The 26,464-nt window shown below is 68.5% G+C and carries 21 protein-coding genes and 1 tRNA gene; 16 read left to right on the top strand and 6 right to left on the bottom strand.

What is annotated here, in order from left to right; genetic code table 11:
* Window positions 1–210 precede the first annotated feature (210 nt).
* Both TSO221_RS01110 and TSO221_RS01105 read right to left on the bottom strand, forming a co-directional pair.
* Window positions 211–837 carry a ribonuclease H-like domain-containing protein gene (locus tag TSO221_RS01110; RefSeq protein ID WP_109116641.1) on the bottom strand — a complete coding sequence of 209 codons (627 nt, stop codon included), beginning with the start codon at window positions 835–837 and terminating at the stop codon, window positions 211–213.
* A gap of 88 nt (window positions 838–925) precedes the next feature.
* Window positions 926–1,012 (bottom strand) — tRNA-Leu (locus tag TSO221_RS01105).
* 232 nt (window positions 1,013–1,244) lie between these two features.
* Here TSO221_RS01105 and TSO221_RS01100 point away from each other — a divergent pair.
* The gene (locus tag TSO221_RS01100) at window positions 1,245–2,237 is read left to right on the top strand and encodes a complex I NDUFA9 subunit family protein (protein WP_109116640.1); all 993 of its coding nucleotides are present in this window, start codon (window positions 1,245–1,247) and stop codon (window positions 2,235–2,237) included.
* A 148-nt stretch (window positions 2,238–2,385) separates the two neighbouring features.
* Window positions 2,386–3,162, top strand: coding sequence for a CatB-related O-acetyltransferase (locus TSO221_RS01095; RefSeq protein ID WP_199229355.1), 777 nt, complete (start codon window positions 2,386–2,388; stop codon window positions 3,160–3,162).
* Here the strand turns inward: TSO221_RS01095 and TSO221_RS01090 are convergent.
* A complete protein-coding gene (locus TSO221_RS01090; protein ID WP_109116639.1) occupies window positions 3,153–3,950 on the bottom strand; it encodes an undecaprenyl-diphosphate phosphatase in 798 nt (265 codons plus the stop codon). The two genes, TSO221_RS01095 and TSO221_RS01090, sit on opposite strands and share 10 nt — an antisense overlap.
* A gap of 363 nt (window positions 3,951–4,313) precedes the next feature.
* On the opposite strand from TSO221_RS01090, the gene TSO221_RS01085 reads away from it, so the two are divergent.
* The 5 genes from TSO221_RS01085 to TSO221_RS01065 all read left to right on the top strand — a co-directional run bounded on the left by TSO221_RS01085 (window position 4,314) and on the right by TSO221_RS01065 (window position 12,355).
* Window positions 4,314–5,759 carry an NAD(P)-dependent oxidoreductase gene (locus TSO221_RS01085; protein ID WP_109116638.1) on the top strand — a complete coding sequence of 482 codons (1,446 nt, stop codon included), beginning with the start codon at window positions 4,314–4,316 and terminating at the stop codon, window positions 5,757–5,759.
* A gap of 109 nt (window positions 5,760–5,868) precedes the next feature.
* Window positions 5,869–10,416 carry a glutamate synthase large subunit gene (gltB, locus tag TSO221_RS01080; RefSeq protein WP_109116637.1) on the top strand — a complete coding sequence of 1,516 codons (4,548 nt, stop codon included), beginning with the start codon at window positions 5,869–5,871 and terminating at the stop codon, window positions 10,414–10,416.
* A gap of 173 nt (window positions 10,417–10,589) precedes the next feature.
* Window positions 10,590–11,036, top strand: a complete 447-nt coding sequence (locus tag TSO221_RS01075; RefSeq protein ID WP_109116636.1) for a GNAT family N-acetyltransferase — start codon at window positions 10,590–10,592, stop codon at window positions 11,034–11,036.
* A 57-nt stretch (window positions 11,037–11,093) separates the two neighbouring features.
* On the top strand, window positions 11,094–11,762 hold the full coding sequence (locus TSO221_RS01070; RefSeq protein WP_109116635.1) for a glutathione S-transferase family protein: 669 nt from the start codon (window positions 11,094–11,096) through the stop codon (window positions 11,760–11,762).
* Between the two features lie 323 nt (window positions 11,763–12,085).
* Window positions 12,086–12,355, top strand: a complete 270-nt coding sequence (locus TSO221_RS01065) for a hypothetical protein (protein ID WP_109116634.1) — start codon at window positions 12,086–12,088, stop codon at window positions 12,353–12,355.
* Between the two features lie 2 nt (window positions 12,356–12,357).
* Here TSO221_RS01065 and TSO221_RS01060 read toward each other — a convergent pair whose 3' ends face one another.
* On the bottom strand, window positions 12,358–13,110 hold the full coding sequence (locus TSO221_RS01060; RefSeq protein ID WP_247877867.1) for a tetratricopeptide repeat protein: 753 nt from the start codon (window positions 13,108–13,110) through the stop codon (window positions 12,358–12,360).
* 56 nt (window positions 13,111–13,166) lie between these two features.
* On the opposite strand from TSO221_RS01060, the gene TSO221_RS01055 reads away from it, so the two are divergent.
* Complete coding sequence (locus TSO221_RS01055; protein ID WP_109116632.1) at window positions 13,167–14,039, top strand: SDR family oxidoreductase; 873 nt, start codon at window positions 13,167–13,169, stop codon at window positions 14,037–14,039.
* A gap of 3 nt (window positions 14,040–14,042) precedes the next feature.
* On the opposite strand, the gene TSO221_RS01050 is transcribed toward TSO221_RS01055, so the two are convergent.
* Window positions 14,043–14,480 carry a hemerythrin family protein gene (locus TSO221_RS01050; protein ID WP_109116631.1) on the bottom strand — a complete coding sequence of 146 codons (438 nt, stop codon included), beginning with the start codon at window positions 14,478–14,480 and terminating at the stop codon, window positions 14,043–14,045.
* A gap of 216 nt (window positions 14,481–14,696) precedes the next feature.
* Between TSO221_RS01050 and TSO221_RS01045 the strand changes: the two genes are divergently transcribed.
* From TSO221_RS01045 to gyrB, 4 genes are all read left to right on the top strand, one after another.
* Window positions 14,697–16,406 (top strand): hypothetical protein, encoded by a 1,710-nt coding sequence (locus TSO221_RS01045; RefSeq protein ID WP_109116630.1) that lies wholly within the window; start codon window positions 14,697–14,699, stop codon window positions 16,404–16,406.
* Between the two features lie 160 nt (window positions 16,407–16,566).
* The gene (dnaN, locus tag TSO221_RS01040; protein ID WP_109116629.1) at window positions 16,567–17,697 is read left to right on the top strand and encodes a DNA polymerase III subunit beta; all 1,131 of its coding nucleotides are present in this window, start codon (window positions 16,567–16,569) and stop codon (window positions 17,695–17,697) included.
* Between the two features lie 211 nt (window positions 17,698–17,908).
* A complete protein-coding gene (gene recF / locus TSO221_RS01035; RefSeq protein WP_247877866.1) occupies window positions 17,909–19,045 on the top strand; it encodes a DNA replication/repair protein RecF in 1,137 nt (378 codons plus the stop codon).
* A gap of 71 nt (window positions 19,046–19,116) precedes the next feature.
* Entirely contained in the window at window positions 19,117–21,588 is a 2,472-nt protein-coding gene (gyrB, locus tag TSO221_RS01030; protein WP_109116627.1) for a DNA topoisomerase (ATP-hydrolyzing) subunit B, read from the top strand.
* Between the two features lie 186 nt (window positions 21,589–21,774).
* Here gyrB and TSO221_RS01025 read toward each other — a convergent pair whose 3' ends face one another.
* The gene (locus tag TSO221_RS01025; protein WP_109116626.1) at window positions 21,775–22,770 is read right to left on the bottom strand and encodes a LysR family transcriptional regulator; all 996 of its coding nucleotides are present in this window, start codon (window positions 22,768–22,770) and stop codon (window positions 21,775–21,777) included.
* A 306-nt stretch (window positions 22,771–23,076) separates the two neighbouring features.
* Here TSO221_RS01025 and TSO221_RS01020 point away from each other — a divergent pair, with 306 nt between their 5' ends.
* The 4 genes from TSO221_RS01020 to TSO221_RS34790 all read left to right on the top strand — a co-directional run bounded on the left by TSO221_RS01020 (window position 23,077) and on the right by TSO221_RS34790 (window position 26,386).
* Window positions 23,077–24,423 (top strand): citrate:proton symporter, encoded by a 1,347-nt coding sequence (locus TSO221_RS01020; protein WP_109116625.1) that lies wholly within the window; start codon window positions 23,077–23,079, stop codon window positions 24,421–24,423.
* A gap of 31 nt (window positions 24,424–24,454) precedes the next feature.
* A complete protein-coding gene (locus TSO221_RS01015; protein ID WP_109116624.1) occupies window positions 24,455–25,798 on the top strand; it encodes an acyclic terpene utilization AtuA family protein in 1,344 nt (447 codons plus the stop codon).
* 1 nt (window position 25,799) lies between these two features.
* Window positions 25,800–26,114, top strand: coding sequence for a hypothetical protein (locus TSO221_RS01010; protein ID WP_109116623.1), 315 nt, complete (start codon window positions 25,800–25,802; stop codon window positions 26,112–26,114).
* Between the two features lie 62 nt (window positions 26,115–26,176).
* Window positions 26,177–26,386, top strand: coding sequence for a hypothetical protein (locus TSO221_RS34790; protein ID WP_146208665.1), 210 nt, complete (start codon window positions 26,177–26,179; stop codon window positions 26,384–26,386).
* Window positions 26,387–26,464 lie beyond the last annotated feature (78 nt).

The raw sequence follows: 26,464 nt of genomic DNA, 5'->3' as shown, positions 1-26,464 counted from the left end.
AGCCTCTGCGTCTGGTCTTCCCCCAGCGTCTGGTCTTTGATGGCCGTACGATCGATCGCTTTGTTCAAGGCTGCAGCCGCCCTTGCTGTCCGGTCTCGCTACCCGGCGTCCACGTCCGGCGGGCCAACGGCTCGCGCCGGCAGTATGCCCATGGAGTGGGCGCCGGTCAAACTTATGACGGGCAGGTTACCCCGCCCGTGCCCCCATGCCTCAATGCGCCAGAATGTCGGGCTCGTCCCAGCCGCCCAGGTCCAAGGCGCCGCGCGCCGGCAGGAAGCGGAAGCACGCTTCGGCGAGCTGCGTGCGCTGCTCGCGCGCCAGCATCGCGTCCAGCTTTTCCTTCAGGTCGTGCAGGTGCAGCACGTCGGAGGCCGCGTATTTCATTTGCTCGGGCGACAGTTCGTCGGCCCCCCAGTCCGAGGACTGCTGCTGCTTCGACAGCTCGACGCCCAGCAGATCCTTGCACAGGTCCTTCAGGCCGTGCTTGTCGGTGAAGGTGCGCACCAGCTTGGACGCCACCTTGGTGCAGTAGATCGGCTGCACGACGATGCCCAGGTAGGCCTGCATCACCGCCACGTCGAAGCGGGCGAAGTGGAACAGCTTGGTGACTTCGGCGTCGGTCATCAGGCGCTTCAGGTTCGGCGCGTCGTAGCGGCCGCGGCGGAACTGCACGAGGTGCACCGCCCCGTCGCCGGCCGACAGCTGGACGAGGCACAGCCGGTCGCGGGCCGGGTTCAGGCCCATGGTCTCGGTGTCGATGGCGACGCAGCCGCCGCGCGCCGCCGCCTTGAGGTCGAGTCCGTCCGGCAGGTCGCCGTCATGCAGGTCGATGGGCACGTCCGTCTCCGCAGCTCAAGACCCCGTAGCGGGGCCCAAAAACGACAAACGCCGCGGTGCAAGAAGCACGCGGCGTAGCCGTCAGAATTGGTGCCCAGGAGAAGACTCGAACTTCCACGACATTTCTGCCACAGGTACCTGAAACCTGCGCGTCTACCAATTCCGCCACCTGGGCTCGGTGTGGGCCGCTTATGTAGCGCCGCTGCGGACCCCCGTCAACACGATTTTTCGACCCTGATCGCAAATTTTTGCCACATGGCCGCACCGGCGCGCAAACGCGCCTCGGGCCTAGCTCTGCGCGTGCGGTTTCTATATAAGCATCGCCGTTCGGCGCAATGGCCCACACGCGCCCAAGGTTTTGTCTTTGATTTCTGGGGCACCCATCGGAACGGCACGGGAGAAGGTCGATGTCCTATCGCTATCGGATTGCCACGGTGTTCGGCGGGTCCGGCTTCATCGGCCGCCACCTGATCCGCCGCCTCGCCAAGGCCGGCTACATCGTGCGGATCGCCGCGCGCCGGCCGCACCAGGCCAACTTCCTGAAGACCGCCGGCGCGGTCGGCCAGATCGTGCCGTGGGCGGTGGACGTGCGCGACGACGCCTCGGTGGCGCGCGCCGTCAAGGACGCGGACGTCGTCGTCAACCTGATCGGCGCGCTGTACGAGGCCGCGCCCTGGTCGTTCGACACGGTGCACGTCGATGCGCCGGCCCGCATCGCCCGCCTCGCCAAGGAGGCCGGGGCCGGGCGTCTGGTGCACGTCTCGGCGCTGGGCGCCGCCGCGAATTCGGAGTCGGCCTACGCGCGCACCAAGGCGGCGGGCGAGAAGGCGGTGCTGGCGGCCTTCCCCGGCGCCACCATCCTGCGCCCCAGCATCGTCTTCGGCCCCGAGGACCGCTTCTTCAACAAGTTCGCCGCGATGGCGCAGCTGTCGCCGGTGCTGCCGCTGGTCGGCGGCGGCAAGACCCGCTTCCAGCCGGTGGGCGTCAACGACCTCGCCGACGCCATCGTCGCGGCGGTCGAGCGCGACGACGCCAAGGGCCGCGTCTTCGAGCTGGGCGGCCCGAACACCTACACCTTCAAGGAGCTGATGCAGCTCATGCTGAAGGTGATCGAACGCCCCGGCCGCTTCCTCCTGCCGATCCCCTGGCGCCTGTCGGAGACGCTGGGCGGCATCCTGGAGAAGGTGCCCCTCGTCGCCCCGCTGCTGACCCGCGACCAGGTCGAGTTGCTGAAGGCGGACAACGTCTGCTCCGGCCGCGAGCCCGGCTTCGAGCAGCTCGGCATCACCCCGGCGGCGCCGGAGGTGATCCTGCCGACCTACCTGTTCCGCTTCATCGTCGGCGGACGCACCCACACGCTGACCCGCGACGTCGACGCGCACGAGAAGTACCCGGGCTGAGCGGGCGGGCACCTCGCCCCTCACGGAAAGCTGACGGAAAGCCCCGGCCACACGGCCGGGGCTTTTTCTTGTCACGGCAATGGCAGAACCCGGCCATGCGGCCGCGCGCTACTCCTCCCGACCGTCAGCATGGCCGGGAGCTTCCTTCATGAGTCTCGTCACGATCGCCTTCGGCCAGTCGGCCGCCGCCAGGCTTCAGCCGTTCGGCCTCAAGATCTTCTCGGCGCGCGGCGACCTGTCGCTGGACGCGGACAGCTGGTTCGAGGCGCCGGGCTCGACGCAGCCCTCGCTGGCCCCGGGCTCGCTGGTGCAGGTCGGCGCCTTCGCGTCGCTGGCCGGCGGCGGCACCATGGGGAACGTGCGGGTCGGCCGCTACGTCTCCATCGCTGCCGGGGTGACGATCGGGACGCACAACCACCCCACCGACTGGCTGAGCACGTCGCGCCTCACCTACTACCCGCAGATCCATGAGTGGCACACGTTCTGCGGCGACGGCGGCCCTGCGGTGACCGGCGGGCTGCGGCGTCCCTTCGACGGCGCCTGCCCGATCACCGAGATCGGCAACGACGTGTGGATCGGGCAGGGGGTGTTCATCCGCTCCGGCGTGCGCATCGGCGACGGGGCGGTGATCGGCGCCCGCTCCGTGGTGGTCAAGGATGTGGAGCCCTACACCGTCGTGGCCGGCACGCCGGCCAGGCCGCTGCGCCGGCGCTTTCCTGACGCCGTGGTCGAGCGGCTGCTGGCCGCGCGGTGGTGGCGCTATTCATTGTACGACATGGCCGGCGTGCCGTTCGAGGACGTGCCGGCGGCGCTGGACGCCATCGAGGAACGGGTCGCGCGCGGCGACCTCATGGAGTACCGGGCGCCGGTCCACAGCGCCGCCGATCTGGCGGCTCTGTTCGCGCCGGAGGGTGGTCAGAGATAGATCATCCCCAGGATCAGCGCGCCTATGGCGATGCGGTACCAGCCGAACGGGGCGAAGCCGTAGCGGCCGATGAAATTGACGAACGCCTTGATCACCACGATGGCCGAGACGAAGGCCACCGCGAAGCCCACCGCGATCAGCGCGGCGCCGTCGCTGCTCATGTGGCTCCAGTTCTTGTAGAGGTCGTAGACGGTGGCGCCGAACATCGTCGGGATCGCCAGGAAGAAGGAGAACTCGGCGGCGGTACGGCGGTCCACCCCCAGCAGCAACGCGCCGAGGATGGTGGCGCCCGAGCGCGACACGCCGGGCACCAGCGCCAGGCACTGGAACAGGCCGATCTTCAGCGCCAGGGGCGCGGTGAAGCGCTCCACCTCGTGGTAGCGCGGCGTCGGCACGAAGCGCTCGACGATCAGGATGGCGATGCCGCCGACGATCAGCGAGACGCAGACCACCGTGGTGTTGAACAGCACCGACTTGATGAAGCCGTGCAGCAGGAAGCCCAGCACCGCCGACGGCAGGAAGGCGAGCAGCACCGCGATGGTGAAGCGCCATGCCCGCGGGTCGTCCTTCAAGCCGACCGCAACCTTCCACAGCCGGCTGAAATAGACGACGCAGACCGCCAGGATGGCGCCCAGCTGCACCACCACGTCGAACACGTGCCCGGGCGGGCCGTTGAAGCCCAGCAGGTCGTCGAACAGGATGATGTGCCCGGTCGAGGAGACCGGCAGGAACTCGGTCAGCCCCTCGACGAGGCCGAGGATGGCGGCATCCAGATAGTCGCGGAACATGGGTGTGGGTGCTCGGCAGGGTCGCGGATGGGGCGTCCCGCAGGCTGGGGCCGCCGGGACCGTGGCTGTATAGCAGCCGGTCCCCCGGATGGCGATGGGGGATGGCTCGGTACCCCAAAGAGAGCGATAGGTCCGGATCGGTACTAATTCCCGACCCGATTCCGGGTGGTGCAATGGTCGCGATTCAGCTATGTTGCAAATAGGTCAGTATTAGTTACCTATCGTCCATTTTTTGCTCGCGAGTCCCGCGCCCGTAAGGTATATGACGATGCGACCGCGCTGTCCGCGGTCGATGATTTCCACCGCGGCAGCGAATCCCCACAAGGGGTAGGGCTGCCGCGCCGAGCGCGAGGAGCAGGCGTCATGGCGAAGCAGAAGATGTTGGGCTTTGTGCACACGGCACAGCGCATGCCCGACAAGCGCACCGCCGAGGAGCGCCGCAAGGACTTCCGCGAGATCTACGCCCGCTTCACCGACCAGCGCGCCACCGAGCAGGCCAACCGCTGCTCGCAATGCGGCGTGCCGTTCTGCCAGGTGCACTGCCCGGTGCAGAACAACATCCCGGACTGGCTGAAGCTGACCGCCGAGGGCCGGCTGGAAGAGGCCTACGAAGCATCCCAGGCCACCAACAACCTGCCGGAGATCTGCGGCCGCATCTGCCCGCAGGACCGCCTGTGCGAGGGCAACTGCGTCATCGAGCAGTCCACCCACGGCGCCGTCACCATCGGCTCGGTCGAGCGCTACATCAACGACACCGCCTGGGAGCAGGGCTGGGTCAAGCCGCGCACGCCGTCCCGCGAGCTGGGTGCGTCGGTCGGCATCATCGGCGCCGGGCCGGCCGGCCTCGCCGCCGCCGAGGAGCTGCGCGCCAAGGGCTACGAGGTGCACGTCTACGACCGCTACGACCGCATGGGCGGCCTGCTGGTCTACGGCATCCCCGGCTTCAAGCTGGAGAAGGACGTGGTGCAGCGCCGCGTCCAGCTGCTGGCCGACGCCGGCGTCACCTTCCACGCCAACTTCGAGGTCGGCCGCGACGCCACGCTCGCCGACCTGCGCCGCAAGCACGCCGCCGTGCTGATCGCCACCGGCGTCTACAAGGCGCGCGACCTCGACGCGCCGGGCGCCGCGCTGGGCAACATCGTGCCGGCGCTGGAGTACCTGACCACCTCCAACCGCAAGGACCTGGGCGACGCGGTGCCGGCCTACGACGACGGCTCGCTGAACGCCGCCGGCAAGAACGTCGTGGTGGTCGGCGGCGGTGACACCGCCATGGACTGCGTGCGCACCGCCATCCGCCAGGGCGCCACCTCGGTGAAGTGTCTCTATCGCCGCGACCGCAAGAACATGCCCGGCTCGCAGCGCGAGGTCGCGCACGCCGAGGAGGAGGGCGTCGAGTTCATCTGGCAGGCCGCGCCCGAAGCCTTCGTGGGCGAGGGCAATGTGAGCGGCGTGCGCGCCGTGCGCATCCACCTGGGCGTCGCCGACGCCACCGGCCGCCAGACGCCGCAGGTGATCGAGGGGTCGGAGTTCACCATCGAGGCCGACATCGTCATCAAGGCGCTGGGCTTCGACCCGGAGAACCTGCCGGACCTGTTCGACGAGCCGGGCCTGAAGGTGACGCGTTGGGGCACGGTGACCGCCGACGCCCGCACCAAGATGACGAGCGTCGACGGCGTGTTCGGCGCCGGCGACATCGTGCGCGGCGCCTCGCTGGTGGTGTGGGCGATCCGCGACGGCCGCGACGCGGCGGACTCGATCCACGCCTACGTCAAGGCGAAGACCGAGGCCTACGCCGAAGCGGCGGAATAAGCGCGGGACCGCTCCCGCGCACCAATCCAAGGGTTCCGGGGGCGTCCGCGCCCCCGGTTTGGCCGAGGGGCGCTGCCCCTCGCGATCTTACGACTGAAAGGGTCCACCGATGACCGAGATGCTGAACCAGGGTGAGCAGTTCGTCGCCGAGTACCGCGCCAACGTGGAGCGGCTGACCGCGGCCAACCTGGCCGACATCGTCGAGGAGCACGACGCCTGCGGCGTCGGCTTCATCGCCGCGATCGACGGCAAGCCCCGCCGTTCGGTGGTCGAGAAAGGCATCGAGGCCCTGAAGGCGGTCTGGCACCGCGGCGCCGTGGACGCCGACGGCAAGACCGGCGACGGCGCCGGCATCCACGTCCAGGTGCCGCAGAAGTTCTTCAAGGACCACGTCCGCGTCATCGGCCACACGCCGCCGGAGAACAACCTCGCCGTCGGCCAGGTCTTCCTGCCGCGCGTCTCGCTCGACGCGCAGGAGGCCTGCCGCTGCATCGTCGAGACCGAGATCCTGAACTTCGGCTACTACATCTATGGCTGGCGTCAGGTGCCGATCAACGTCGACATCATCGGCGAGAAGGCCAACGCCACCCGGCCGGAGATCGAGCAGATCATCGTCGGAAACAGCAAGGGCGTGTCGGACGAGCAGTTCGAACTCGACCTCTACGTCATCCGTCGCCGCATCGAGAAGGCGGTGCGGGCCGAGCAGATCAACGACTTCTACATCTGCACGCTGTCCGCGCGCTCGCTCATCTACAAGGGCATGTTCCTGGCCGAGCAGCTGTCGACCTTCTACCCCGACCTGACGGACGAGCGCTTCGAGTCGAACTTCGCCATCTACCACCAGCGCTATTCGACCAACACGTTCCCGACGTGGCCGCTGGCGCAGCCGTTCCGCATGCTCGCCCACAACGGCGAGATCAACACGCTGAAGGGCAACGTCAACTGGATGAAGGCGCACGAGACCCGGATGGAGCATCCGGTGTTCGGCGCCCACATGGCCGACATCAAGCCGGTGATCGGCGTCGGCCTGTCCGACTCCGGCGCGCTGGACACCGTGTTCGAGGTGCTGGTGCGCGCCGGCCGCTCGGCCCCGATGGTCAAGATGATGCTGGTGCCGCAGGCGCTGACCAGCTCCTCCACCACGCCGGAGACGCACAAGGCGCTGATCGGCTACTGCAACTCGGTCATGGAGCCGTGGGACGGCCCGGCCGCGCTGGCGATGACCGACGGCCGCTGGGTGGTCGGCGGCATGGACCGCAACGGCCTGCGCCCGATGCGCTACACCATCACCAGCGACGGCCTGATCATCGCCGGCTCGGAGACGGGCATGGTGAAGATCGACGAGACGCAGGTGAAGGAGAAGGGCCGCCTCGGCCCGGGGCAGATGATCGCCGTCGATCTGGTGGCCGGCAAGCTCTACTCCGACACCGGCATCAAGGACCTGCTGTCCGCCCAGAAGCCGTGGGGCAACTGGGTCAAGAACACCACGCACCTGGACGAGCTGGTCAAGAAGGCCTCGCAGCAGGGCGAGCCGGCCGACCTGGAGAAGGCCGAGCTGCGCCAGCGCCAGATGGCGTTCGGCATCACCATGGAAGACCTGGAACTGATCCTCCACCCGATGGTCGAGGACGCCAAGGAGGCCGTGGGCTCGATGGGCGACGACAGCCCGATCGCCGTGCTGTCGGAGAAGTACCGCGGCCTGCACCACTTCTTCCGCCAGAACTTCTCCCAGGTCACCAACCCGCCCATCGACTCCTTGCGCGAGCGCCGGGTGATGAGCCTGAAGACGCGCCTGGGCAACCTTGGCAACATCCTCGACGAGGACGAGAGCCAGACGCGCCTGCTGCAGCTGGAATCGCCGGTGCTGACCACCGCCGAGTTCCGCGCCATGCACGCCTATATGGCCGGCAACGTCGCCGAGATCGACTGCACCTTCGCGGTGGACGGCGGCCCCGACGCGCTGAAGGACGCGCTGAAGCGCATCCGCCAGGAGAGCGAGGACGCCGTGCGCGGCGGCGCCAACCACGTCATCCTCACCGACGAGGCGATGGACGCCAGGCGCGCCGCCATCCCGATGATCCTGGCCACCGGCGCGGTGCACACGCACCTCGTGCGCAACAACCTGCGCACCTTCACCTCGCTGAACGTCCGCTCGGCCGAGTGCATCGACACGCACTATTTCGCGGTGCTGATCGGCGTCGGCGCCACCACGGTGAACGCCTACCTCGCCCAGGAGAGCATCGCCGACCGCCAGCGCCGCGGTCTGTTCGGCGACATCGCCCTGGAGACCTGCCTGGTCCGCTTCAAGAAGGCGATTGACGAGGGCCTGCTGAAGATCATGTCCAAGATGGGCATCTCGATCATCAGCAGCTACCGCGGCGGCTGCAACTTCGAGTCCATCGGCCTGTCGCGCGCGCTGATCGCCGAGCACTTCCCGGCCATGGTCAGCCGCATCTCCGGCATCGGCCTGACCGGCATCCAGAAGAAGGTGCTGGAGCAGCACGCCATCGCCTACGACCAGGAGGCCATCGCGCTGCCCGTCGGCGGCTTCTACCGCTTCCGCAAGTCGGGCGACCGGCACGGCTGGGAGGGCGGCGTCATCCACACGCTGCAGCAGGCGGTGCAGGACGACAGCTACTCGACCTTCAAGAAGTACTCGGAGATGGTCCACAAGCGGCCGCCGATGCAGCTGCGCGACCTGCTGGAGTTCCGCAAGCTGAAGGCGCCGGTCCCGGTGGACGAGGTCGAGTCGATCACCGCCATCCGCAAGCGCTTCATCACCCCGGGCATGTCGCTGGGCGCGCTGAGCCCCGAGGCGCACGGCACGCTGAACGTCGCCATGAACCGCATCGGCGCCAAGTCGGACAGCGGCGAGGGCGGCGAGGATCCGGCGCGCTTCCGCCCGGACAAGAACGGCGACAACTGGAACTCGGCGATCAAGCAGGTGGCCTCGGGCCGCTTCGGCGTGACGGCCGAGTACCTCAACCAGTGCCGTGAGCTGGAGATCAAGGTCGCCCAGGGCGCCAAGCCCGGCGAGGGCGGCCAGCTGCCCGGCTTCAAGGTGACGGAGATGATCGCCAAGCTGCGGCACGCGACGCCCGGCGTGATGCTGATCAGCCCGCCGCCGCACCACGACATCTACTCGATCGAGGATCTGGCGCAGCTCATCTACGACCTGAAGCAGATCAACCCCGAGGCCAAGGTCACGGTGAAGCTGGTCAGCCGTTCCGGAATCGGAACGATCGCGGCGGGCGTGGCCAAGGCCAACGCCGACGTGATCCTGATCTCCGGCCACTCCGGCGGCACCGGCGCCTCGCCGCAGACGTCCATCAAGTTCGCGGGTGCTCCGTGGGAGATGGGCCTGTCGGAGGTGCATCAGGTCCTGACGCTGAACAAGCTGCGCCACCGCGTGCGGCTGCGCACCGACGGCGGCCTGAAGACCGGCCGCGACATCGTCGTCGCCGCCATGCTGGGCGCGGAAGAATTCGGTATCGGAACGGCCTCGCTGATCGCCATGGGCTGCATCATGGTCCGCCAGTGCCACTCGAACACCTGTCCGGTGGGCGTGTGCGTGCAGGACCCGAAGCTGCGCGAGAAGTTCACCGGCACGCCGGAGAAGGTGGTCAACCTGTTCACCTTCCTGGCCGAGGAGGTGCGCGAGATCCTGGCCTCGCTCGGCTTCCGCTCGCTCAACGAGGTGATCGGCCGCACCGACCTGCTGCATCAGGTCAGCCGCGGCGCCGCGCACCTCGACGACCTCGACCTCAACCCGCTGCTGGCGCAGGTCGATCCGGGCGAGAACGCGCGCTACTGCACCATGCAGGGCCGCAACGAGGTGCCGGACACGCTGGACGCCCGCATCGTCGCGGACGCACGGCCCCTGTTCGAGGAGGGCGAGAAGATGCAGCTCGCCTACAACGCGCGGAACACGCAGCGCGCCATCGGCACGCGGCTGTCCTCGATGGTGACCCGCAAGTTCGGCATGTTCGGCCTGCAGCCGGGCCACATCACGGTGCGCCTGCGCGGCACCGCCGGCCAGTCCTTGGGCGCCTTCGCGGTGCAGGGCATCAAGCTGGAGGTGATGGGCGACGCCAACGACTACGTCGGCAAGGGCCTGTCCGGCGGCACCATCGTGGTGCGGCCGACCACCTCCTCGCCGCTGGAGACCAACAAGAACACGATCATCGGCAACACGGTCCTCTACGGTGCGACGGCCGGCAAGCTGTTCGCCGCGGGCCAGGCCGGAGAGCGGTTCGCGGTGCGCAACTCGGGCGCGGCCGTGGTGGTCGAGGGCTGCGGCTCCAACGGCTGCGAGTACATGACCGGCGGCACGGCGGTCATCCTCGGCGCGGTCGGCGACAACTTCGGCGCCGGCATGACCGGGGGCATGGCCTACGTCTACGACGAGAACGGCAGCTTCCCGCTGTCGGTCAACGACGAGAGCATCATCTTCCAGCGCGTCGAGGTGGCGCACTACGAGGACCAGCTCAAGCGCCTGATCGAGGAGCATGTCGAGGAGACGGACAGCCGCTTCGCCGCCCAGATCCTCAACGACTGGGAGCGCGCCCTGCCGAAGTTCTGGCAGATCGTGCCGAAGGAGATGCTGAGCCGCCTGGAGGTGCCCGTCACCGCCGCGGCGCCGGCGGCGGCAGAGTAAGCGCCGGATCACGCACATGTGAAAAGACGGCGGCCCGAAGACCTCTTCGGGCCGCCGTTTTCGCGTCCGGCTGTGTCCTCACCGCCCTATCCAACGGCTTCGTGACGGAATAATATCGACCCGGAACGGTTGATGGGGCGGTTGGATCACGGGCGACGGAAGGAGCGGGCAGGATGCCGTTCGCCAACGGCTTACGGATCGAGATGCGGCGCGCCACGCCGGCCGACGGCGCACGCTGCGCGCGAATCTTCCTGGAGGCCCGGCGCAAGGCCTTCCCCTGGCAGCCTGCCGATCGTTTCGGTCTGGACGACTACTACGACTGCGTCGAGGACGAACTGGTCATCGTCGCCGAGGTGGACGGGCAGGTCGTCGGCTTCGTCTCCATCGACCTGCCCGAGCGCTTCATCCATACCCTGTTCATCGACCCGCTCTGGCAGCAGCGCGGCATCGGCACGCTGCTGCTGCGCGAGGCGCTGGCGGAACTGCGCGGCACCGCGCAGCTGACCTGCGCCGCCCGCAACGCCGCGGCGCGGGCCTTCTACGAGCACAACGGCTGGGTTCCGGTGCCGGGCGCCAACGACGGCCGCGAGGCCCACGTCCTCTATCGCAAGGCCGATTGAGCCACCGCGAAAGCGGGGTGTTTTCCGGCGGTTGCTTGCGCTACAGTCCGGCCCGGCATGCGGACCCTTTACCATCATCCCCTCTCCCCGATCGCGCGTCTGACGCGTCTGTCGCTGGCCGAAAAGGGCCTGGAGTTCGACGCCGTCGTCGAAAAGCCGTGGGAGCGGCGCACCGACTTCCTGGCGCTCAACCCCGCCGGGGAGGTGCCGGTGCTCGTCGAGGATGACGGCACGGTGATCGCCGACGGCTGGACGGTGATCGAGTACCTGGAGGAGGCCTACCCCAGCATCCCGCTGCTGCCGCCTGAGGTGGTCGGTCGCGCCGAGGTGCGGCGGATCGCGGCGTGGTATCTGCGCAAGTTCGACCGCGAGGTGATCGAGAACCTCGTGGGCGAGAAGCTGATCAAGCGCATCTCCAGCCAGGGCCACCCCTACGCCCCGGCGATCCGCGCCGGCCTGGCCAACATCCACTACCACCTCGACTACATCGCCTTCCTGGCCGAGCGCCGGGCGTGGCTGGCGGGGCCGAGCTTCACGCTGGCCGACCTCGCCGCGGCGGCGGCGCTGAGCTGCGTGGACTACATCGGCGACGTGCCGTGGGACGAGGTGCCGGAGGCCAAGGACTGGTACGCCCGCATCAAGTCGCGCCCGAGCTTCCGGCCGCTGCTGGCCGACACCATCCCGGGCTGCCCGCCGCCGCGGCACTACGCGGATCTGGATTTCTGACCAGGGACGTGCCGGCGTCGGGCCCCCACCCCATCCCTCCCCCGCTGGGCGGGGGAGGGATGGGGTGGGGGGCAGAGCGAGAACGTCACCGGCCGCTTGGCAATTGACGTTCATCAATCAAAACGCAATGAAGCGCCTCTCATCCACAAACATTCCCCCGCTTGCCTTGCCCCAGGTTCACTCCCATTTCCACGATTGAGGCGCCGATCCTCACCCATGGGGCGCGGCGTTTTGCCTTGACTTCGGTCAACGGCATTTCTTGATTTCGGTCAAGTGTCTTGCGACAACGTACAAAACGAACAATCGCATCCTCGGGAGTTTCCATGACCGTGCAGACCGTCGACATGAGCGGCACCGACATGCCCGCCGGCCCCTCGAAGGGCACCCTCGGCTTCATCGCCTTCGCGCTGGTGTGCCTACTGCCGCTGTCCAGCGACATCTTCGTTTCGCTGGTCGGCAAGGCGAGCGGCGTCACCGGCCCCCTCGCCTACGTCTTCGCCTGGAGCGCGTCCTTCGCCATGGGGCTGCTGGCGCTGATCGCCATCGGCTTTCCGGCGCTGGTGCTCTGGCACCTCGTCTCCGGGCGCCGCTGAGCCTACTTGGCCCCCCCGGACCGTTCCAGCCCGGCGAGGTTCCCGCGCGCGACGCGGGCCGGGCCGGAGTCCGGGGCGACGCGTTCGACCAGCTTCCAGTCGTCGCGCGCGCCTTTGGCGTCGCCGGCCAGCGCCTTGACGTTGCCGCGCAGCAGCAGCGCCTCCGGGTCGCCGGGCTTCAGCTCCAGCGCCTGCGCCACGTCGGCCAGCGCCTGCCGGGTGTTGCTCAGCGCCTTGTGTGCGGCGGCGCGGTAGAGCCACGCGTCGGCCCGCGCCGGGTCCTTGGCGAGCACTGCGTTCAGGTCATCGATGGCGTCCCAGTAGCGCTCGCCCTCGGCGCGCGCGATGGCGCGGTCGACCAGCAGGTCGGCGTCGCCGGGCTGGCGCTCCAGCGCCGCGGTGTAGAGCCGCTCCGCCCGCGCGCTGTCGCCGGCGCGCAGCCACGCCCAGCCGGCCCGGCCGAGCACGGCGGCGCCGGCCCGCGGGTCCTTCTGCCCCAGCTCCGTGGCGATGTCCTCCAGATGCCGGCCGGCCTCGGCGAAGTCGCCGCGGTGGAACAGCGCCAGCGCGTGGCACAGCCGGGCCGGCGTGCCGCCGCCCCTGGCCTGCCAGCCGGCGGCGCGCTCCAGCGCCGCGTCGGGCTGCGCCTCGGCGAGCGTCAGGCACTCCTGCAACTCGGCGTCGGCGGCGAGCGCCGGGCCGGTCAGCAGGAAGGGCAGGATGACGAGCGAAGAGAAGAGGTTGCGTCGGATCATGGTCGCCCTACACTCGGGCATCGCGCGTTTGCGCGCAAGACCGTGAAGGCCCGTCCATGACCGCTCCCCGCCTGTTCGTCTTCGGCCTCGGCTACACCGCCGGGGTGCTCGCCCGTCAGCTGGCGGCCGAAGGCTGGCGGATCGCCGGCACCTGCCAGACCGCGGAGAAGCGCGCCGAGTTGGAGGCCCTGGGCTACGAGGCCCACGTCTTCGACCGCGAGCACCCGCTGCCCGACGCCAGGGCGGTGCTGAAGGACGCCACCCACCTGCTGCTCAGCATTCCGCCCGACCGCAAGGGCGACCCGGTGCTGGCGGCGCACGGCCAGGACATCGCCGACCTGATCAGCCTGGAGTGGGCCGGCTATCTCTCCACCACCGGCGTCTACGGCGACTCCGGGGGGGAGTGGGTGAGCGAGGCCTCCTGGCTGCGGCCGACCAGCGACCGCTCCAGGCGCCGGGTCGAGGCGGAGAAGGGCTGGCTCAACCTCTACCGCCAGTACGGGGTGCCGCTGCACGTGTTCCGCCTGCCCGGCATATACGGCCCCGGCCGCAGCGCCATCGACCAGCTGCGCGCCGGCGAGGCCAAGCGAATCGACAAGCCCGGCCACCTGTTCGGCCGCATCCATGTGGAGGACATCGCCGGAGTGCTGCGCGCCTCCATGGCGACCATGAACCCCGGCGCCGTCTACAACGTCTGCGACGACGAGCCGGCCGAGCCGCAGGAGGTCATCCGCTACGCCGCCGAGCTGCTGGGTGTGGAGCCGCCGCCGCTGGTGCCCTACGACAAGGCCGAGCTGTCGGAGATGGCCAGGAGCTTCTGGGCCGACAACCGCCGCGTGAAGAACGAGCGCATCAAGACGAAGCTCGGCTACGCGCTGAAGCACCCGAGCTACCGGGACGGGCTGAAGGCGCAGGCGGAGGCGGGCTGACCGTCAGCCCGCCATGTCCTTCCGGACGTGCAGCCGCACCCACTCGCCGAACTTCCGGTCGACGACCAGCGTGTGCATCTTGATCCACTTGCCGATGAAGCCCAGCACCAGGAAGCGGGCCAGGTAATCGTCCGGCTCGGCGCCGGTGCGCACGAAGGTCCAGATATCCTCGATCTGCTGCAGGAAGGTGGCGTGCAGCTTGCGGTGCGCCTCCAGGTCGGGATAGCCGTGCGCCGCCATCAGCGCCTCCTCCCGCGCGAAGTGGTCGCGGGTGAAGGACAAGAGCTCCGCGCACACGCCCTTCAGGTCGATCGCGCCGTCCTCGCGCTCCAGCGACCGGCGGATCGCGTTGTAGACGCGGTAGAGCGTGCGGTGTTCCTCGTCGATCTCGGGAATGGCGAGGCTGGCCGAGTCGTCCCAAACCAGGTTCGTCATGGTCATGGGTCTTCTCCACGTGCGGCACGCAATGGTTCGAAGACTAAGGTGTTCTTCGGAAAAGCGCTACGAAAACTATGCGCCGGTGTGGAGGTCGGCACAACCCAATATGTCTATTACTCGGTATTACCATCAGGTTGCGACGAAACGTCTCGCACCTCTTGCGCGCCGGGCGGGTGAATAATAATCAGACTGGATAATTGTTGGGACACGGCGGACGCCATGCCGCGCGACGATCTTCGGGAGCGGATGACCAAACGGCCGGAAGACGGGCAGGGGGGCCACCACGACCATCTGCGCAGGCAGGTGGACGAGCTGGTCAGCCGCGTGCCGAAGCATGCGCTCCGCGCCGTCATCGACGAGATCGAGGGCACCAACGCGCAGAACAGCGCGCGCGCCCAGACCCTGCGCGACGCGCTGGTGGAGCAGTTCAACAAGCTCCGCCCCTTCAAGGCGCGCCGCCTGTTCACCAGCCTGTTCGAGCCGCTGCTGGTCGACGACCCGATCCTCTACCGCGCCCGCGACCCGATCCCCGGCCTGATCCAGCGCGTCGACATGGGCGGCCTGTGGCACGCGCTGAGCCGTTTCGCCTTCCCGGACACCGCCATGCGGGTGCAGGAGCGCCTCGACGCGATGTCGCAGGAGGACTTGCTCGACCGCGTGCTGGTGTCGCCGGACGCGCTGGCGATGCGCGCCATCATGCGCGACGAGGCGGTGCATTTCCTCGTGCACGCGCTGAGGACCCGCCGCACCGCCGAGGAGTTCCTGATCGTCGCCAACCGCGAGGCGCTGCGCGACGCCCGCCAGCGCAGCCCGCACCTGACCTGGAAGGCGCCGATCGACGTGACGCAGCTCGCCTTCGTCCGCTCCGTGCTGGAGGAGAACGAGGCGATCCTGCCAATGATGGAGCGCATGCGGCAGGACCTGTCCGACACGCCGGCCGGCGGCGACGGCGCCGCGGCGGAGGTGGACGGGCAGGCGGCGATCGTCGTCGGCTTCATGCGCGGCATGCGCATGGCCTGCCCGAACCGCGACATCGACGACCCCGTCGTCTGGCTGCCGCCCCTGCTGGCGCTCAACGTCAAGCGCCGCTACGACGTGGTGCTGCGCTACGTGCGGGAGTACGGCGGCCCGGCGGTCAGCGACAGCCACCCGCTGCACCAGGCGCTGTTCGGCCACTTCTCGGCCAGCTGCTCGGCGATGACCGACCTGATCCGCGCGGTGTTCGGCGATATGGGCGGTCCGGGGAGTGGTGTGGACGGGCACGCGCTGTCCCTCTCCCGCCCGGTGCGCGAGACGCTGGACGAGGCGCGGCGGCGCTTCGACCAGTCGCTGAACGCGCTCAACGCCGGCGGCCTGATGGCGACGCGGCTGATCGGCCCGCGGGTGCGCGGCCTGCTGGGCGAGGTGACGCGTCTGCTCACCTCCACCGTGCTGCCGGTGGTGGTCGATCGCACGCGCACCGCGGCGGCGGCCCGCAACGCCCCGTCGCCCGACCACGACGACGTGGTGTGGCTGCTGGAGTTCGTCTGGGCCTGGGGCGCCACGCTGGGCGGCGTCGGCTACGCCAGCCCGGAGATCACCGCCGCCCGCGGCCGCATCGTAGAGGAGGCCGGCATCGCCTTCATCCAGGCCACCAAGGCCGAGGACGACGACGAGGCGCTGCCGGCCCGCATGCAGCACATCGTGCGCATCAACCGCCTGCTGGGTGCCCTGGGCGCCGACGTGACGCCGTGGGTGAGCGCGGTCAGCCAGGGGTTGCAGCGGGTGGTGCGGCATTACCTGGACGGGGCGGCGGAGATCACGCCGGAGGAGCGCTTCGTCATCGACCGCCTGATCGCCGCCATCCGCACCGAGCTTGGCCGTTCGCGGCACTGGCAGAGCGCCGACCTCGTCGCGCTGCTGCGGCTGTACGAGGCGCGGCTGGGGTGATGCCGCGCGCCGCGGGCACCCCTTTCGCGACGAATTTGGTTCGGCAAACCGCGCGTTGTGGTATCATGCGCGCCCGCTCCGACCCGGCTTTCCGGGCCGGAACGGGGCCACGCAACCGGCGAATCGCCACCTCCGGACCCGCCTGAGACAGACGACCCGCATGAACATCATCATCGAACGTGCAGCCCTGCTTCGGTCCCTTGGTCACGTGCAGAGCGTGGTGGAACGCCGCAACACCATTCCGATCCTTTCCAACGTCCTGCTGCGCGCCAAGGAGGGCGAGCTGTCGCTGGCCGCCACCGACATGGACCTGGAGATGGTGGAGACCGTCCCCGCCTCGATCGGCCGCCCCGGCGGCACCACCGCCCCGGCGCACACGCTGTACGACATCGTGCGCAAGCTGCCCGACGGCAGCCAGGTGGAGTTGGACGTGTCGGGCGACGGCTCGATCCTGACGCTGCGCTCCGGCCGGTCGCAGTTCAAGCTGTCCTGCCTGCCGGTGGAGGACTTCCCGCAGCTCTCCGGCGGCGAGCTGAAGCACAGCTTCGGCTTGGCCGCCGCCGACCTGCGCGCGCTGATCGACCGCACCCGCTTCGCCATCTCCACCGAGGAGACGCGCTACTACCTCAACGGCATCTACGTGCACGCCGCGCGCACCGCGGCGGACACTGGCGACATCCCGGTGCTGCGCGCCGTCGCCACCGACGGCCACCGGCTGGCGCGGGTCGAGATGCCGCTGCCGGCCGGCGCCGACGGCATCCCCGGCGTCATCGTGCCGCGCAAGACGGTCATGGAGATCCGCAAGCTGATCGACGAGGCGGCCGACCGCATCGAGATCTCGCTGTCGGAGAACAAGATCCGTTTCGCCTTCGATCAGATCATCGTGACGTCGAAGCTGATCGACGGCACCTTCCCCGACTACGAGCGCGTCATCCCCGTCGGCAACGACAAGGTGCTGGAGGTCGACGCCCGCCTGTTCGCCGCCGCGGTGGACCGCGTGGCGACCATTTCGACCGAGAAGAGCCGGGCGGTGAAGCTGGCCGTCAGCCGCGGCACGCTGACCCTGTCGGCGACCAGCCCCGAGGCCGGCAGCGCCACCGAGGAGCTGGAGGTCAATTACCAGGACACCCCCCTGGAAATCGGCTTCAACTCTCGCTATCTGTTGGACATCACTCAACAAATCGAGGGCGAGGGCGCCCGCTTCACCATGGCGGACGCGGCGTCGCCCACCATCGTCCGCGACGTCGCCGACGGCACGGCGCTGTACGTGTTGATGCCGATGCGCGTCTGACGGCTCGCGGCACTGCCGATCGGGAAATCCTCGGTGTGGAGGGGATGAACCACAGAGGCACAGAGGCACAGAGATCTTTCTTCTCCGTGGTCCTCTGTGTCTCCGTGTCTCTGTGTTTCCATCGTCCACAGCGTGCATTCCCGCACCGATTCAGGCGGTGGAGCGGGCCCAACGGAACGGACCATTGCTCGAAGCGAGACGGATTCAGGAAGTGACGGCGGCCGAGGCCCTGGCGGTCACGCGTCTGACGCTGACGCGTTTCCGCGGCTATGAGCACGCGCGCCTGGAGCCCGACTACCGCCCCGTCGCCCTGATCGGCCCGAACGGTGCCGGCAAGACCAACCTGCTGGAGGCCGTCAGCTTCCTCGCCCCCGGCCGAGGCCTGCGCGGCGCCAAGCTGGCGGAGGTGCAGCGCATCGGCTCCGCCCCCGGCGAGGGCTGGGCGGTGGCGGCCACCGTGCGCACGCCGCTGGGGCCGGTCGAGATCGGCACCGGCAAGGACGCCCACCATGAGGGCGACCGCCGCGTCGTGCGCATCGACGACCATCCGGTGAAGGGCCAGACCGCGCTGGCCGAGCACGTCGCCGTGGTCTGGCTGACGCCGCAGATGGACCGCCTGTTCCTGGAGGGCTCCAGCGGCCGCCGCCGCTTCCTCGACCGTCTCGTTTTCGGCTTCGACCCGGCGCACGCCGGCCGGCTGTCGCGCTACGAGCATGCGCTGCGCGAGCGCGCCCGGCTGCTGCGCGACGGCCGCTTCGACGACGGCTGGCTGTCGGGGCTGGAGGACCAGATGGTGACCGCCGGCATCGCCGTCGCCGCGGCGCGCCGTGACGTGGTGCAGCGCCTGCGCTCCGCCTGCGCGCGCGCCGTGGGGCCGTTCCCCGGCGCCGACCTCGCGGTGGAGGGCGCGGTGGAGGCCTGGCTGAACGACGGCCCGGCGCTGGCCGCCGAGGACGCGCTGCGCGACGCGCTGCGCGCCGGTCGCCGTATCGATTCCGAAACGGGTGGTGCGTCGGTTGGTCCGCACAAGAGCGACCTGGCGGTCCGCCATCACGCCAAGGACATGCCGGCCGCCCTCTGCTCGACCGGGGAGCAGAAGGCGCTGCTGATCGCCATCGTTCTGGCCAACGCCCGCCTGCTGGCCGCCGAGCGCGGGGCGGCGCCTCTGCTGCTGCTGGACGAGGTCGCCGCGCACCTCGACGCCGGCCGCCGGGAGGCGCTGTTCGGGGAAATCCTGGCGCTGGGCAGCCAGGCCTGGATGACCGGCACCGACGCGTCCGTGTTCGATCCCCTGGGCGACGACGCCTGCCGCTTCCGCGTCGAAGACGCGCACGTCAGACCGGGGTAGAAGCCCAAAAAAATGCGGCGAATCGCACCGCGACGCACCATATTCCGCACGACCTCTGTTATAACCGAGCCATGGCACAAGAAGCACTGAAACCCGTCCTCCCGCAGGAGGAATACGGCGCCGAGTCGATCACCGTCCTGCGTGGTCTCGATGCCGTGCGCAAGCGTCCCGGCATGTACATCGGCGACACCGACGACGGCTCGGGCCTGCACCACATGGTCTACGAGGTCGTGGACAACGCCATCGACGAGGCGCTGGCCGGCTACTGCGACGCGGTGCAGGTGACGCTGAACGCCGACGGATCGGTCACGGTGCGCGACAACGGGCGCGGCATCCCCACCGACATCCATCCGGAAGAGGGCGTGTCGGCGGCCGAGGTCGTGATGACCCAGCTGCACGCCGGCGGCAAGTTCAACCAGAACTCCTACAAGGTGTCGGGCGGCCTGCACGGCGTTGGCGTCTCGGTGGTGAACGCGCTGTCGGAGACGCTGGACCTGCGCATCTGGCGCGGCGGCCGGGCCTGGGAGATGCGCTTCCGCCACGGCGTGCCCGACGCCCCGCTGGCCGACACGGGCGCGGCGCCGGTGCTGGATGGGGACAAGGTGCTGAGCGGCACGGAAGTCACCTTCCTGCCCTCCAAGGAGACCTTCTCGAACACCGAGTTCGACTTTGCGACGCTGGAGCACCGGCTGCGCGAGCTGGCCTTCCTGAACTCCGGCGTGCGCCTCGTGCTGACCGACGCCCGCGGCGTCGAACCCAAGGTCCACGACCTTCATTACGAAGGCGGATTGGAAGCGTTCGTCGGCTGGCTGGACCGCTCGAAGGTGGCGCTGCACAAGCCGGCCATCAGCGTGAAGGCCGAGCGCCCGACGGAGCACGGCGGCGTGGTCACCGTGGAATGCTCGCTCCAGTGGAACGACAGCTACCACGAGACGACGCTCTGCTTCACCAACAACATCCCGCAGAAGGACGGCGGCACGCACCTCGCGGGCTTCCGCGCGGCGCTGACGCGGGCGATCAACAACTACGCCAACGAATCCGGCATCGCCAAGAAGGAGAAGGTCAACCTGTCGGGCGACGACGCCCGCGAGGGGTTGACCTGCGTCCTCTCGGTGAAGGTTCCGGATCCGAAATTCTCCAGCCAGACCAAGGATAAGCTCGTCTCGTCCGAGGTCCGCCCGGTGGTCGAGGCGATCGTCTACGAGCAGCTGGCGCAGTATTTCGAGGAGCACCCGGCCGACGCCAAGCGCGTCGTGCAGAAGGTGGTCGAGGCCGCCGCGGCCCGCGAGGCGGCGCGCAAGGCGCGCGAGCTGACGCGGCGCAAGGGTGCGCTCGACATGGCCTCGCTGCCAGGCAAGCTGGCGGATTGTCAGGAGCGCGACCCGGCGGGGTCGGAGCTGTTCATCGTCGAGGGCGACTCGGCGGGCGGCTCGGCCAAGCAGGGGCGCTCACGCCAGTTCCAGGCGATCCTGCCGCTGCGCGGCAAGATCCTGAACGTCGAGCGGGCGCGCTTCGACAAGATGCTGGGGTCTGCGGAGATCGGCACGCTGATCGCCGCGCTGGGCACCGGCATCGGCCGCGACGAGTTCAACCCGGACAAGGCGCGCTACCACAAGATCATCATCATGACCGACGCGGACGTGGACGGCAGCCACATCCGCACGCTGCTGCTGACCTTCTTCTTCCGCCAGATGCCGGAGCTGATCGACCGCGGCTACCTGTACATCGCGCAGCCGCCGCTCTACCGCATCAAGCGCGGCAACGCCAAGGAGCGGTACCTGAAGGACGACCGCGCGCTGGAGGAGTTCCTGATCGAGGCGGCGCTGGGCGACCTGTCGGTGACGCTGCCCGACGGCACCATCCTGCACGGCGATCCGCTGCGCGACCTGGTGGAGAAGGCGCGCTCCGGCCGCCACCACATCGACACGCTGGCCCGCAAGGCCGGCAACCTCGCGGTGATCGAGCAGGCGGCCATCGTCGGCGGCCTGTCCACGGCGCTGGCCAACGACGCCGTCAAGGCGGCCGAGGTGGCGGGCGTGATCGCCGCCCGCCTCAACGCCCAGGACGGCGAGGGGGGCTGGCGCGGCGAGGCGCTGCACGATGGCGGCTACATCCTGATCCGCACCCGTCGCGGCGTCACCCACCGCCACCGCCTGGACGGCGACCTGCTGAAGAGCGCCGAGGCCCGCAAGCTCGACGCCATGGCCGCCGACCTCAAGCGTTCGTTCGAGCAGCCGAGCCGCGCCTTCGAGAAGCAGAAGGAGCTGCGCCCGGTGACCGGCCCGATGGCGCTGTTCGACGCGGTGATGGAACTGGGCCGCCGCGGCGTCACCATCCAGCGCTACAAGGGCCTGGGCGAGATGAACCCGGACCAGCTCTGGGAGACGACGCTGGACCCGACGAAGCGCTCGCTGCTGCAGGTGCGCGTCAACCACGCCGACCAGGCGGAGGAGGTCTTCTCCACCCTGATGGGCGACGTGGTGGAGCCACGCCGCGAGTTCATCCAGGAAAACGCGCTGAAGGTGGCGAACCTGGACGTGTAGTGATCTGATTGTGTGTGGTGTGTTGTGGTGTGACCCATAAAGTGAGACTTGGGTCGCATAAAATGAGAACGGGCGGGGCCGGGAGGCTTCGCCCATTTCTTTTCGCCGCCGGATGTGCTTGGGCAATATCCCGGCGCGCCGCCTCCGAAGCCCCTTGATGGTCTGCTTTGCGCCAAAACCAGACCCTCATTCGTCCTGGTGTCTATCAGGCACCTCCTCAGAAAAGGCTGAGGCTCCATGTATAGGATCACCTTTCCGCGCCTTCATTCCAGAGCTGGAGAAGTGAGCGAGAGGTTCCCAGGCCACCTCCTTCAGCAGTTGCACAAACCGCTCTGCTGCCGGTGAGAGGGCGCGGTTGGTCTTGCGGATGAAGCCGATCTTGCGGGTCAAGCCGGGGGTCTGGATCGGCTCGACTCTGACGCCCTCGCAGGACGCCGCTTCGACCGCCGACTCTGGCAGCACGGATACCCCTAGCCCAGCGCGCACCATGCCGACTGCCGTCGACATGTAGTTCGCCTCGCACGCCAAGCTGATCTCCAGTCCCTCCTTCTCCAGAGTTCGCTCGACCAGCGTGCGCACGCTGGTGCCCCGCGCGGTGAGGATCAGCGGGAAGGCGGCGACGTCTTTCAACAGCAGCGGGCACCGTCCAGACAGGGGATGGTCCTCGGGAAAGAACGCGCACATCCGATCGGACAGGAAGTCGACCACCTCGACGTCGCGGTCCGGTCCCACCCGGGTGCCGATCCCGAAATCCACCTCCTCCGCTTTGACGAGTTGAACGATCCGCTCGGCGACCACGTCGCTGACGTTCACGTCGATGTTCGGATGGTCGGCCATGAAGCGGCGGATGGCGATCGGCAGCAAGCCGGCGGCGACCGACGGCAGCGTCGCGACCGCCACCGTGCCACGGCGCAGCCCAGCCAGATCCTGGCTGGCGTTCATGACTGCCTCAAGGTCGAGGAGCACGCGCTGGAGCGGCGCCAGCAGGTCGCGACCAGCCTGTGTCAGCACGACCTCCCGCTTGTTGCGGTCGAAGAGGCGGACACCGAGCGATTCCTCCAACTGGCGGATCTGCACGGTCAGCGCCGGCTGGGAAACGTTCACTTCCGCCGCCGCCCGCGTGAAGCTGCCGAGCCGCGCGACGGCGAGGAAAGCCTTGATGTGCCGAACGCCTTGAAGCATGGCGCGCCTTTCATAACAGAATCAGATTACCGTGATACAACAAATTCATTTCCCCTATCTCGTTATCAGCCCGTACAATGTCAACCAAGGACGCTGGTTCGATCCGGAGCAAACGAGACACCTCGCAGTCAATCGCTCCACCATCGGCCACAGCATCGGCAAGAGACAAAAGGTTCCAGAGGCGTTCCGGAGTAATTCCGGATGCGGGAGGGATTTGCCGAGTGCCCGATTGACGGCCATCCGATCAATCGAAGCCCCTGCGTCAAAGAAAAGAAATAAAATCGCCCAAGAGATTGCGGAGGTATCATGCTAGCCTTACTCGGACTGGCCACCATCATCGTGCTGCTGGTGGTCATCATGTCCAACAAGATGTCGCCGCTGGTGGCGCTGATCGCCATCCCGATCATCGCCGCCCTGGTCGGCGGCTTCGGCCTCGGCACGAGCAAGTTCATCATCGACGGCATCCGGGCGATCTCGCCGACCGCCGGCATGTTCGTCTTCGCCATCATCTTCTTCGGCATCGTCACCGACGCCGGCATGATGGACCCAATCATCGACCGCATCCTGCGCGTCGTCGGCACCAAGCCGGCGCGGATCACCGTCGGTGCCACGCTGCTGGCGCTGCTGATCCACCTCGATGGCTCGGGCGCGGTCTGCTTCCTGATCACCATTCCGGCCATGCTGCCGCTCTTCGAGCGCCTTGGCATGGACAAGCGCATCCTGGCGCTGTGCGTGTCCATGGCGGCTGGCGTGAACTTCCTGCCCTGGACCGGCCCGATGATCCGCTCGGCGGCCGCGCTCAAGGTGCCGGTGACCGACATCTTCAACCCGCTGATCGCCGTGCAGGGCGTCGGTCTGGTGTTCATCTTCATCGTCGCCTACGTGCTCGGCAAGCGCGAGGAGCGCCGCCTCGGTCTGTCCGGCGCCACGCTGGCCTCCGGCGAAGCCCGCTCGGTCGGCGCCATGGGGGCCGCCGAGACGGCTCCAGCCGGCCCGGCCCCGCGGGTGCTGACGCCGGAGCAGCTCAAGATCCGCCGTCCGAAGCTGTTCTGGGTCAACCTGATCCTCACCCTCGTCATCATGGGCATCATGATCGAAGGCGTGGTCGATCCGGTGGTGATGTTCATGATCGGCACCGTGCTGGCGCTGATGATCAACTACCCCGACGTCAAGATGCAGAAGGAACGCGTCGATGCGCACGCCAAGGCGGCGCTGATGATGGCGAGCATTCTGCTGGCGGCCGGCGTGTTCACCGGCATCATGAGCGGCACCAAGATGCTCTCCGCCATGGCGCAGTCCGCCGTCGCCTTCGTCCCGCCGGAGATGGCGCAGCACATCCCCTTCGCGCTGGGCATCATCTCCATGCCGCTGAGCCTGCTGTTCGACCCGGACTCCTTCTTCGGCATGATGCCGGTGGTGGCCGAGGTCTATAAGACGTTGGGCGGCAACCCGATCCAGATCGCCCAGGCGTCCGTGCTCGGCCAGATGACGGTCGGCTTCCCGGTCAGCCCGCTCACCCCCGCCACCTTCCTCGTCGTCGGCCTGTGCGGCATTGGTCTGGGCGAGCACCAGAAGTTCTCCATCCCCTACCTCTTCGCCGCGTCCGTGGTCATGACCATCACTGCCGCCATCCTTGGCGTCATCCCCTTCTGACTGCCGCGACGTCCCGAAACAGGAGCACACCATGAAAACCATTCGCATCGGATCGGGCGCCGGCTACTCGGGCGACCGCATCGAGCCGGCGGTCGAGTTGGCCGAGAAGGGTGACATCCAGTACCTCGTCTTCGAGTGCCTGGCCGAGCGCACCATCGCCATCGCCCAGCAGACCAAGCTCAAGGATCCGACCAAGGGCTACGACCCGCTGTTGGCCGACCGCATGCACGCCGTGCTGCGCCTCTGCCACGACAAGGGCATCAAGATCATCACCAACATGGGCGCCGCGAATCCGGTCGCCGGTGCGGCCAAGATCAAGGAGATCGCCCAGTCGTTCGGTCTGCGGAACCTGAAGATCGCCGCCGTGTCCGGTGACGACGTGCTGGAGGTCCTGAAGGCCGGCGACCAGCGCATCGAGGAGACGGGCGCCCCGGTCTCGACGATGGCCAACAAGCTGGTCTCCGCCAACGCCTACCTCGGCGCCGCGCCCATCGTCGAGGCGCTGAAGGACGGCGCCGACGTCATCATCACCGGCCGCGTCGCCGATCCGGCACTGTTCCTGGCGCCGCAGATCCACGAGTTCGGCTGGGCCATGGACGACTGGGACCGGCTCGGCAAGGGGACCGTCGTCGGCCACCTGCTGGAGTGCGCCGGGCAGATCACCGGCGGCTACTTCGCCGACCCCGGCGTGAAGGACGTGGCCGATCTCGCCCGCCTCGGCTTCCCCATCGCCGAGGTGTCCGAGGACGGCAGTGCCGTCATCACCAAGGTCGAGGGCTCCGGCGGGGCGGTGACCACCGCCACCTGCAAGGAGCAGCTCCTCTACGAGATCCACGACCCGACCACCTACTTCACGCCCGACGTGGTGGCGGACTTCTCACGCGTCCGCTTCGAGCAGATCGGTCCGGACCGGGTGCGGGTCGCCGGTGGCACCGGGCGCGCCAAGCCCGAGACGCTCAAGGTTTCGGTCGGCTACATCGACAGCTACATCGGCGAGGGGCAGATCTCCTACGCCGGGCCGGGTGCGGTGGCGCGCGGCCGGCTGGCGCTGGAGATCGTCCGCGAGCGGCTGAAACTGATGGGCGTGAAGACAACTGAACTGCGCTTTGACCTGATCGGCATCGACTCCATCCATGGCGACCGCCTCTCCACCGTCAGCGGCTGCGAGCCGTACGAGGTGCGCGTGCGGGTCACCGGCCGGACCGATTCCCTCAAGGAGGCGGTGCGCGTCGGCAACGAGGTGGAGACCCTCTACACCAATGGCCCGGCGAGCGGTGGCGGCGCCACCAAGTCGGCCAAGGAAGTCGTCGCCATGCTGTCGGCGCTCCTCCCCCGCAACCTGGCGAAGCCCGCCGTCGACTACGTGGAGGCTTGAGATGAAGCTCCGTGACATTGCCCACTCGCGCACCGGCGACAAGGGCGACATCTCCAACATCTCGGTGATCGCTTTCGACGAGAAGGACTACCCGCTGATCGAAGCGTACGTCACGCCGGCACGGGTGAGGGAGCACTTCTCCGAGGTCGTGCACGGCGAGGTCATCCGCCACACGATCCCCAGCATCGGCGCCCTGAACTTCGTGATGCGCAACGCGTTGGGTGGCGGCGTGACCCGCTCGCTGGCCCTCGATGCCCACGGCAAGTGCCTGGCGTCGGCGCTGCTGGATCTGGAGATCCCGGACAGGATCGCCTGAACTACCGGACGCGGTGCGGGCGAAGCACGGACGCTTCGCCCGGCCGCCCGTAAGGCCATCTCATGAGCAACAACAACAGTCGGTTCGACGTCGCGGGTCTCAGGCCGCCCATCCTGATGGTCGGAGGGATCGTCACCACGGCCTTCTCGCCGTGGCTCTCCGCAGCGGGCAGCGGCGCGAGGCGGCAGGACGCCGCGAACAGCATCGAACGCATAGGAACCCGCATGGGCACAGCCTGGGTGGACAAGTGCGTGAACAAGGATCGGTCATGAAGAAAGTGGTCAAGCTGGTCGACGCCGTCTCCCGGATTGCCGACGGCGCCGTCCTGATGATCGGCGGGGTCATGGGGG

Origin of the sequence: Azospirillum sp. TSO22-1, from assembly GCF_003116015.1 — a bacterium.
Lineage (GTDB): Bacteria > Pseudomonadota > Alphaproteobacteria > Azospirillales > Azospirillaceae > Azospirillum.
This window is presented reverse-complemented; position numbering and strand designations above follow the sequence as displayed.

What these genes read in the sequence shown, in the direction of transcription:
- TSO221_RS01100 (WP_109116640.1), top strand. Translation starts at nt 1,245, where the DNA reads ATGTCCTATCGCTATCGGATTGCCACGGTGTTCGGCGGGTCCGGCTTC.
- TSO221_RS01095 (WP_199229355.1), top strand. Translation starts at nt 2,386, where the DNA reads ATGAGTCTCGTCACGATCGCCTTCGGCCAGTCGGCCGCCGCCAGGCTT.
- TSO221_RS01090 (WP_109116639.1), bottom strand. Translation starts at nt 3,950, where the DNA reads ATGTTCCGCGACTATCTGGATGCCGCCATCCTCGGCCTCGTCGAGGGG.
- TSO221_RS01085 (WP_109116638.1), top strand. Translation starts at nt 4,314, where the DNA reads ATGGCGAAGCAGAAGATGTTGGGCTTTGTGCACACGGCACAGCGCATG.
- gltB (WP_109116637.1), top strand. Translation starts at nt 5,869, where the DNA reads ATGACCGAGATGCTGAACCAGGGTGAGCAGTTCGTCGCCGAGTACCGC.
- TSO221_RS01075 (WP_109116636.1), top strand. Translation starts at nt 10,590, where the DNA reads ATGCCGTTCGCCAACGGCTTACGGATCGAGATGCGGCGCGCCACGCCG.
- TSO221_RS01070 (WP_109116635.1), top strand. Translation starts at nt 11,094, where the DNA reads ATGCGGACCCTTTACCATCATCCCCTCTCCCCGATCGCGCGTCTGACG.
- TSO221_RS01065 (WP_109116634.1), top strand. Translation starts at nt 12,086, where the DNA reads ATGACCGTGCAGACCGTCGACATGAGCGGCACCGACATGCCCGCCGGC.
- TSO221_RS01060 (WP_247877867.1), bottom strand. Translation starts at nt 13,110, where the DNA reads ATGATCCGACGCAACCTCTTCTCTTCGCTCGTCATCCTGCCCTTCCTG.
- TSO221_RS01055 (WP_109116632.1), top strand. Translation starts at nt 13,167, where the DNA reads ATGACCGCTCCCCGCCTGTTCGTCTTCGGCCTCGGCTACACCGCCGGG.
- TSO221_RS01050 (WP_109116631.1), bottom strand. Translation starts at nt 14,480, where the DNA reads ATGACCATGACGAACCTGGTTTGGGACGACTCGGCCAGCCTCGCCATT.
- TSO221_RS01045 (WP_109116630.1), top strand. Translation starts at nt 14,697, where the DNA reads ATGCCGCGCGACGATCTTCGGGAGCGGATGACCAAACGGCCGGAAGAC.
- dnaN (WP_109116629.1), top strand. Translation starts at nt 16,567, where the DNA reads ATGAACATCATCATCGAACGTGCAGCCCTGCTTCGGTCCCTTGGTCAC.
- gyrB (WP_109116627.1), top strand. Translation starts at nt 19,117, where the DNA reads ATGGCACAAGAAGCACTGAAACCCGTCCTCCCGCAGGAGGAATACGGC.
- TSO221_RS01025 (WP_109116626.1), bottom strand. Translation starts at nt 22,770, where the DNA reads ATGCTTCAAGGCGTTCGGCACATCAAGGCTTTCCTCGCCGTCGCGCGG.
- TSO221_RS01020 (WP_109116625.1), top strand. Translation starts at nt 23,077, where the DNA reads ATGCTAGCCTTACTCGGACTGGCCACCATCATCGTGCTGCTGGTGGTC.
- TSO221_RS01015 (WP_109116624.1), top strand. Translation starts at nt 24,455, where the DNA reads ATGAAAACCATTCGCATCGGATCGGGCGCCGGCTACTCGGGCGACCGC.
- TSO221_RS01010 (WP_109116623.1), top strand. Translation starts at nt 25,800, where the DNA reads ATGAAGCTCCGTGACATTGCCCACTCGCGCACCGGCGACAAGGGCGAC.
- TSO221_RS34790 (WP_146208665.1), top strand. Translation starts at nt 26,177, where the DNA reads ATGAGCAACAACAACAGTCGGTTCGACGTCGCGGGTCTCAGGCCGCCC.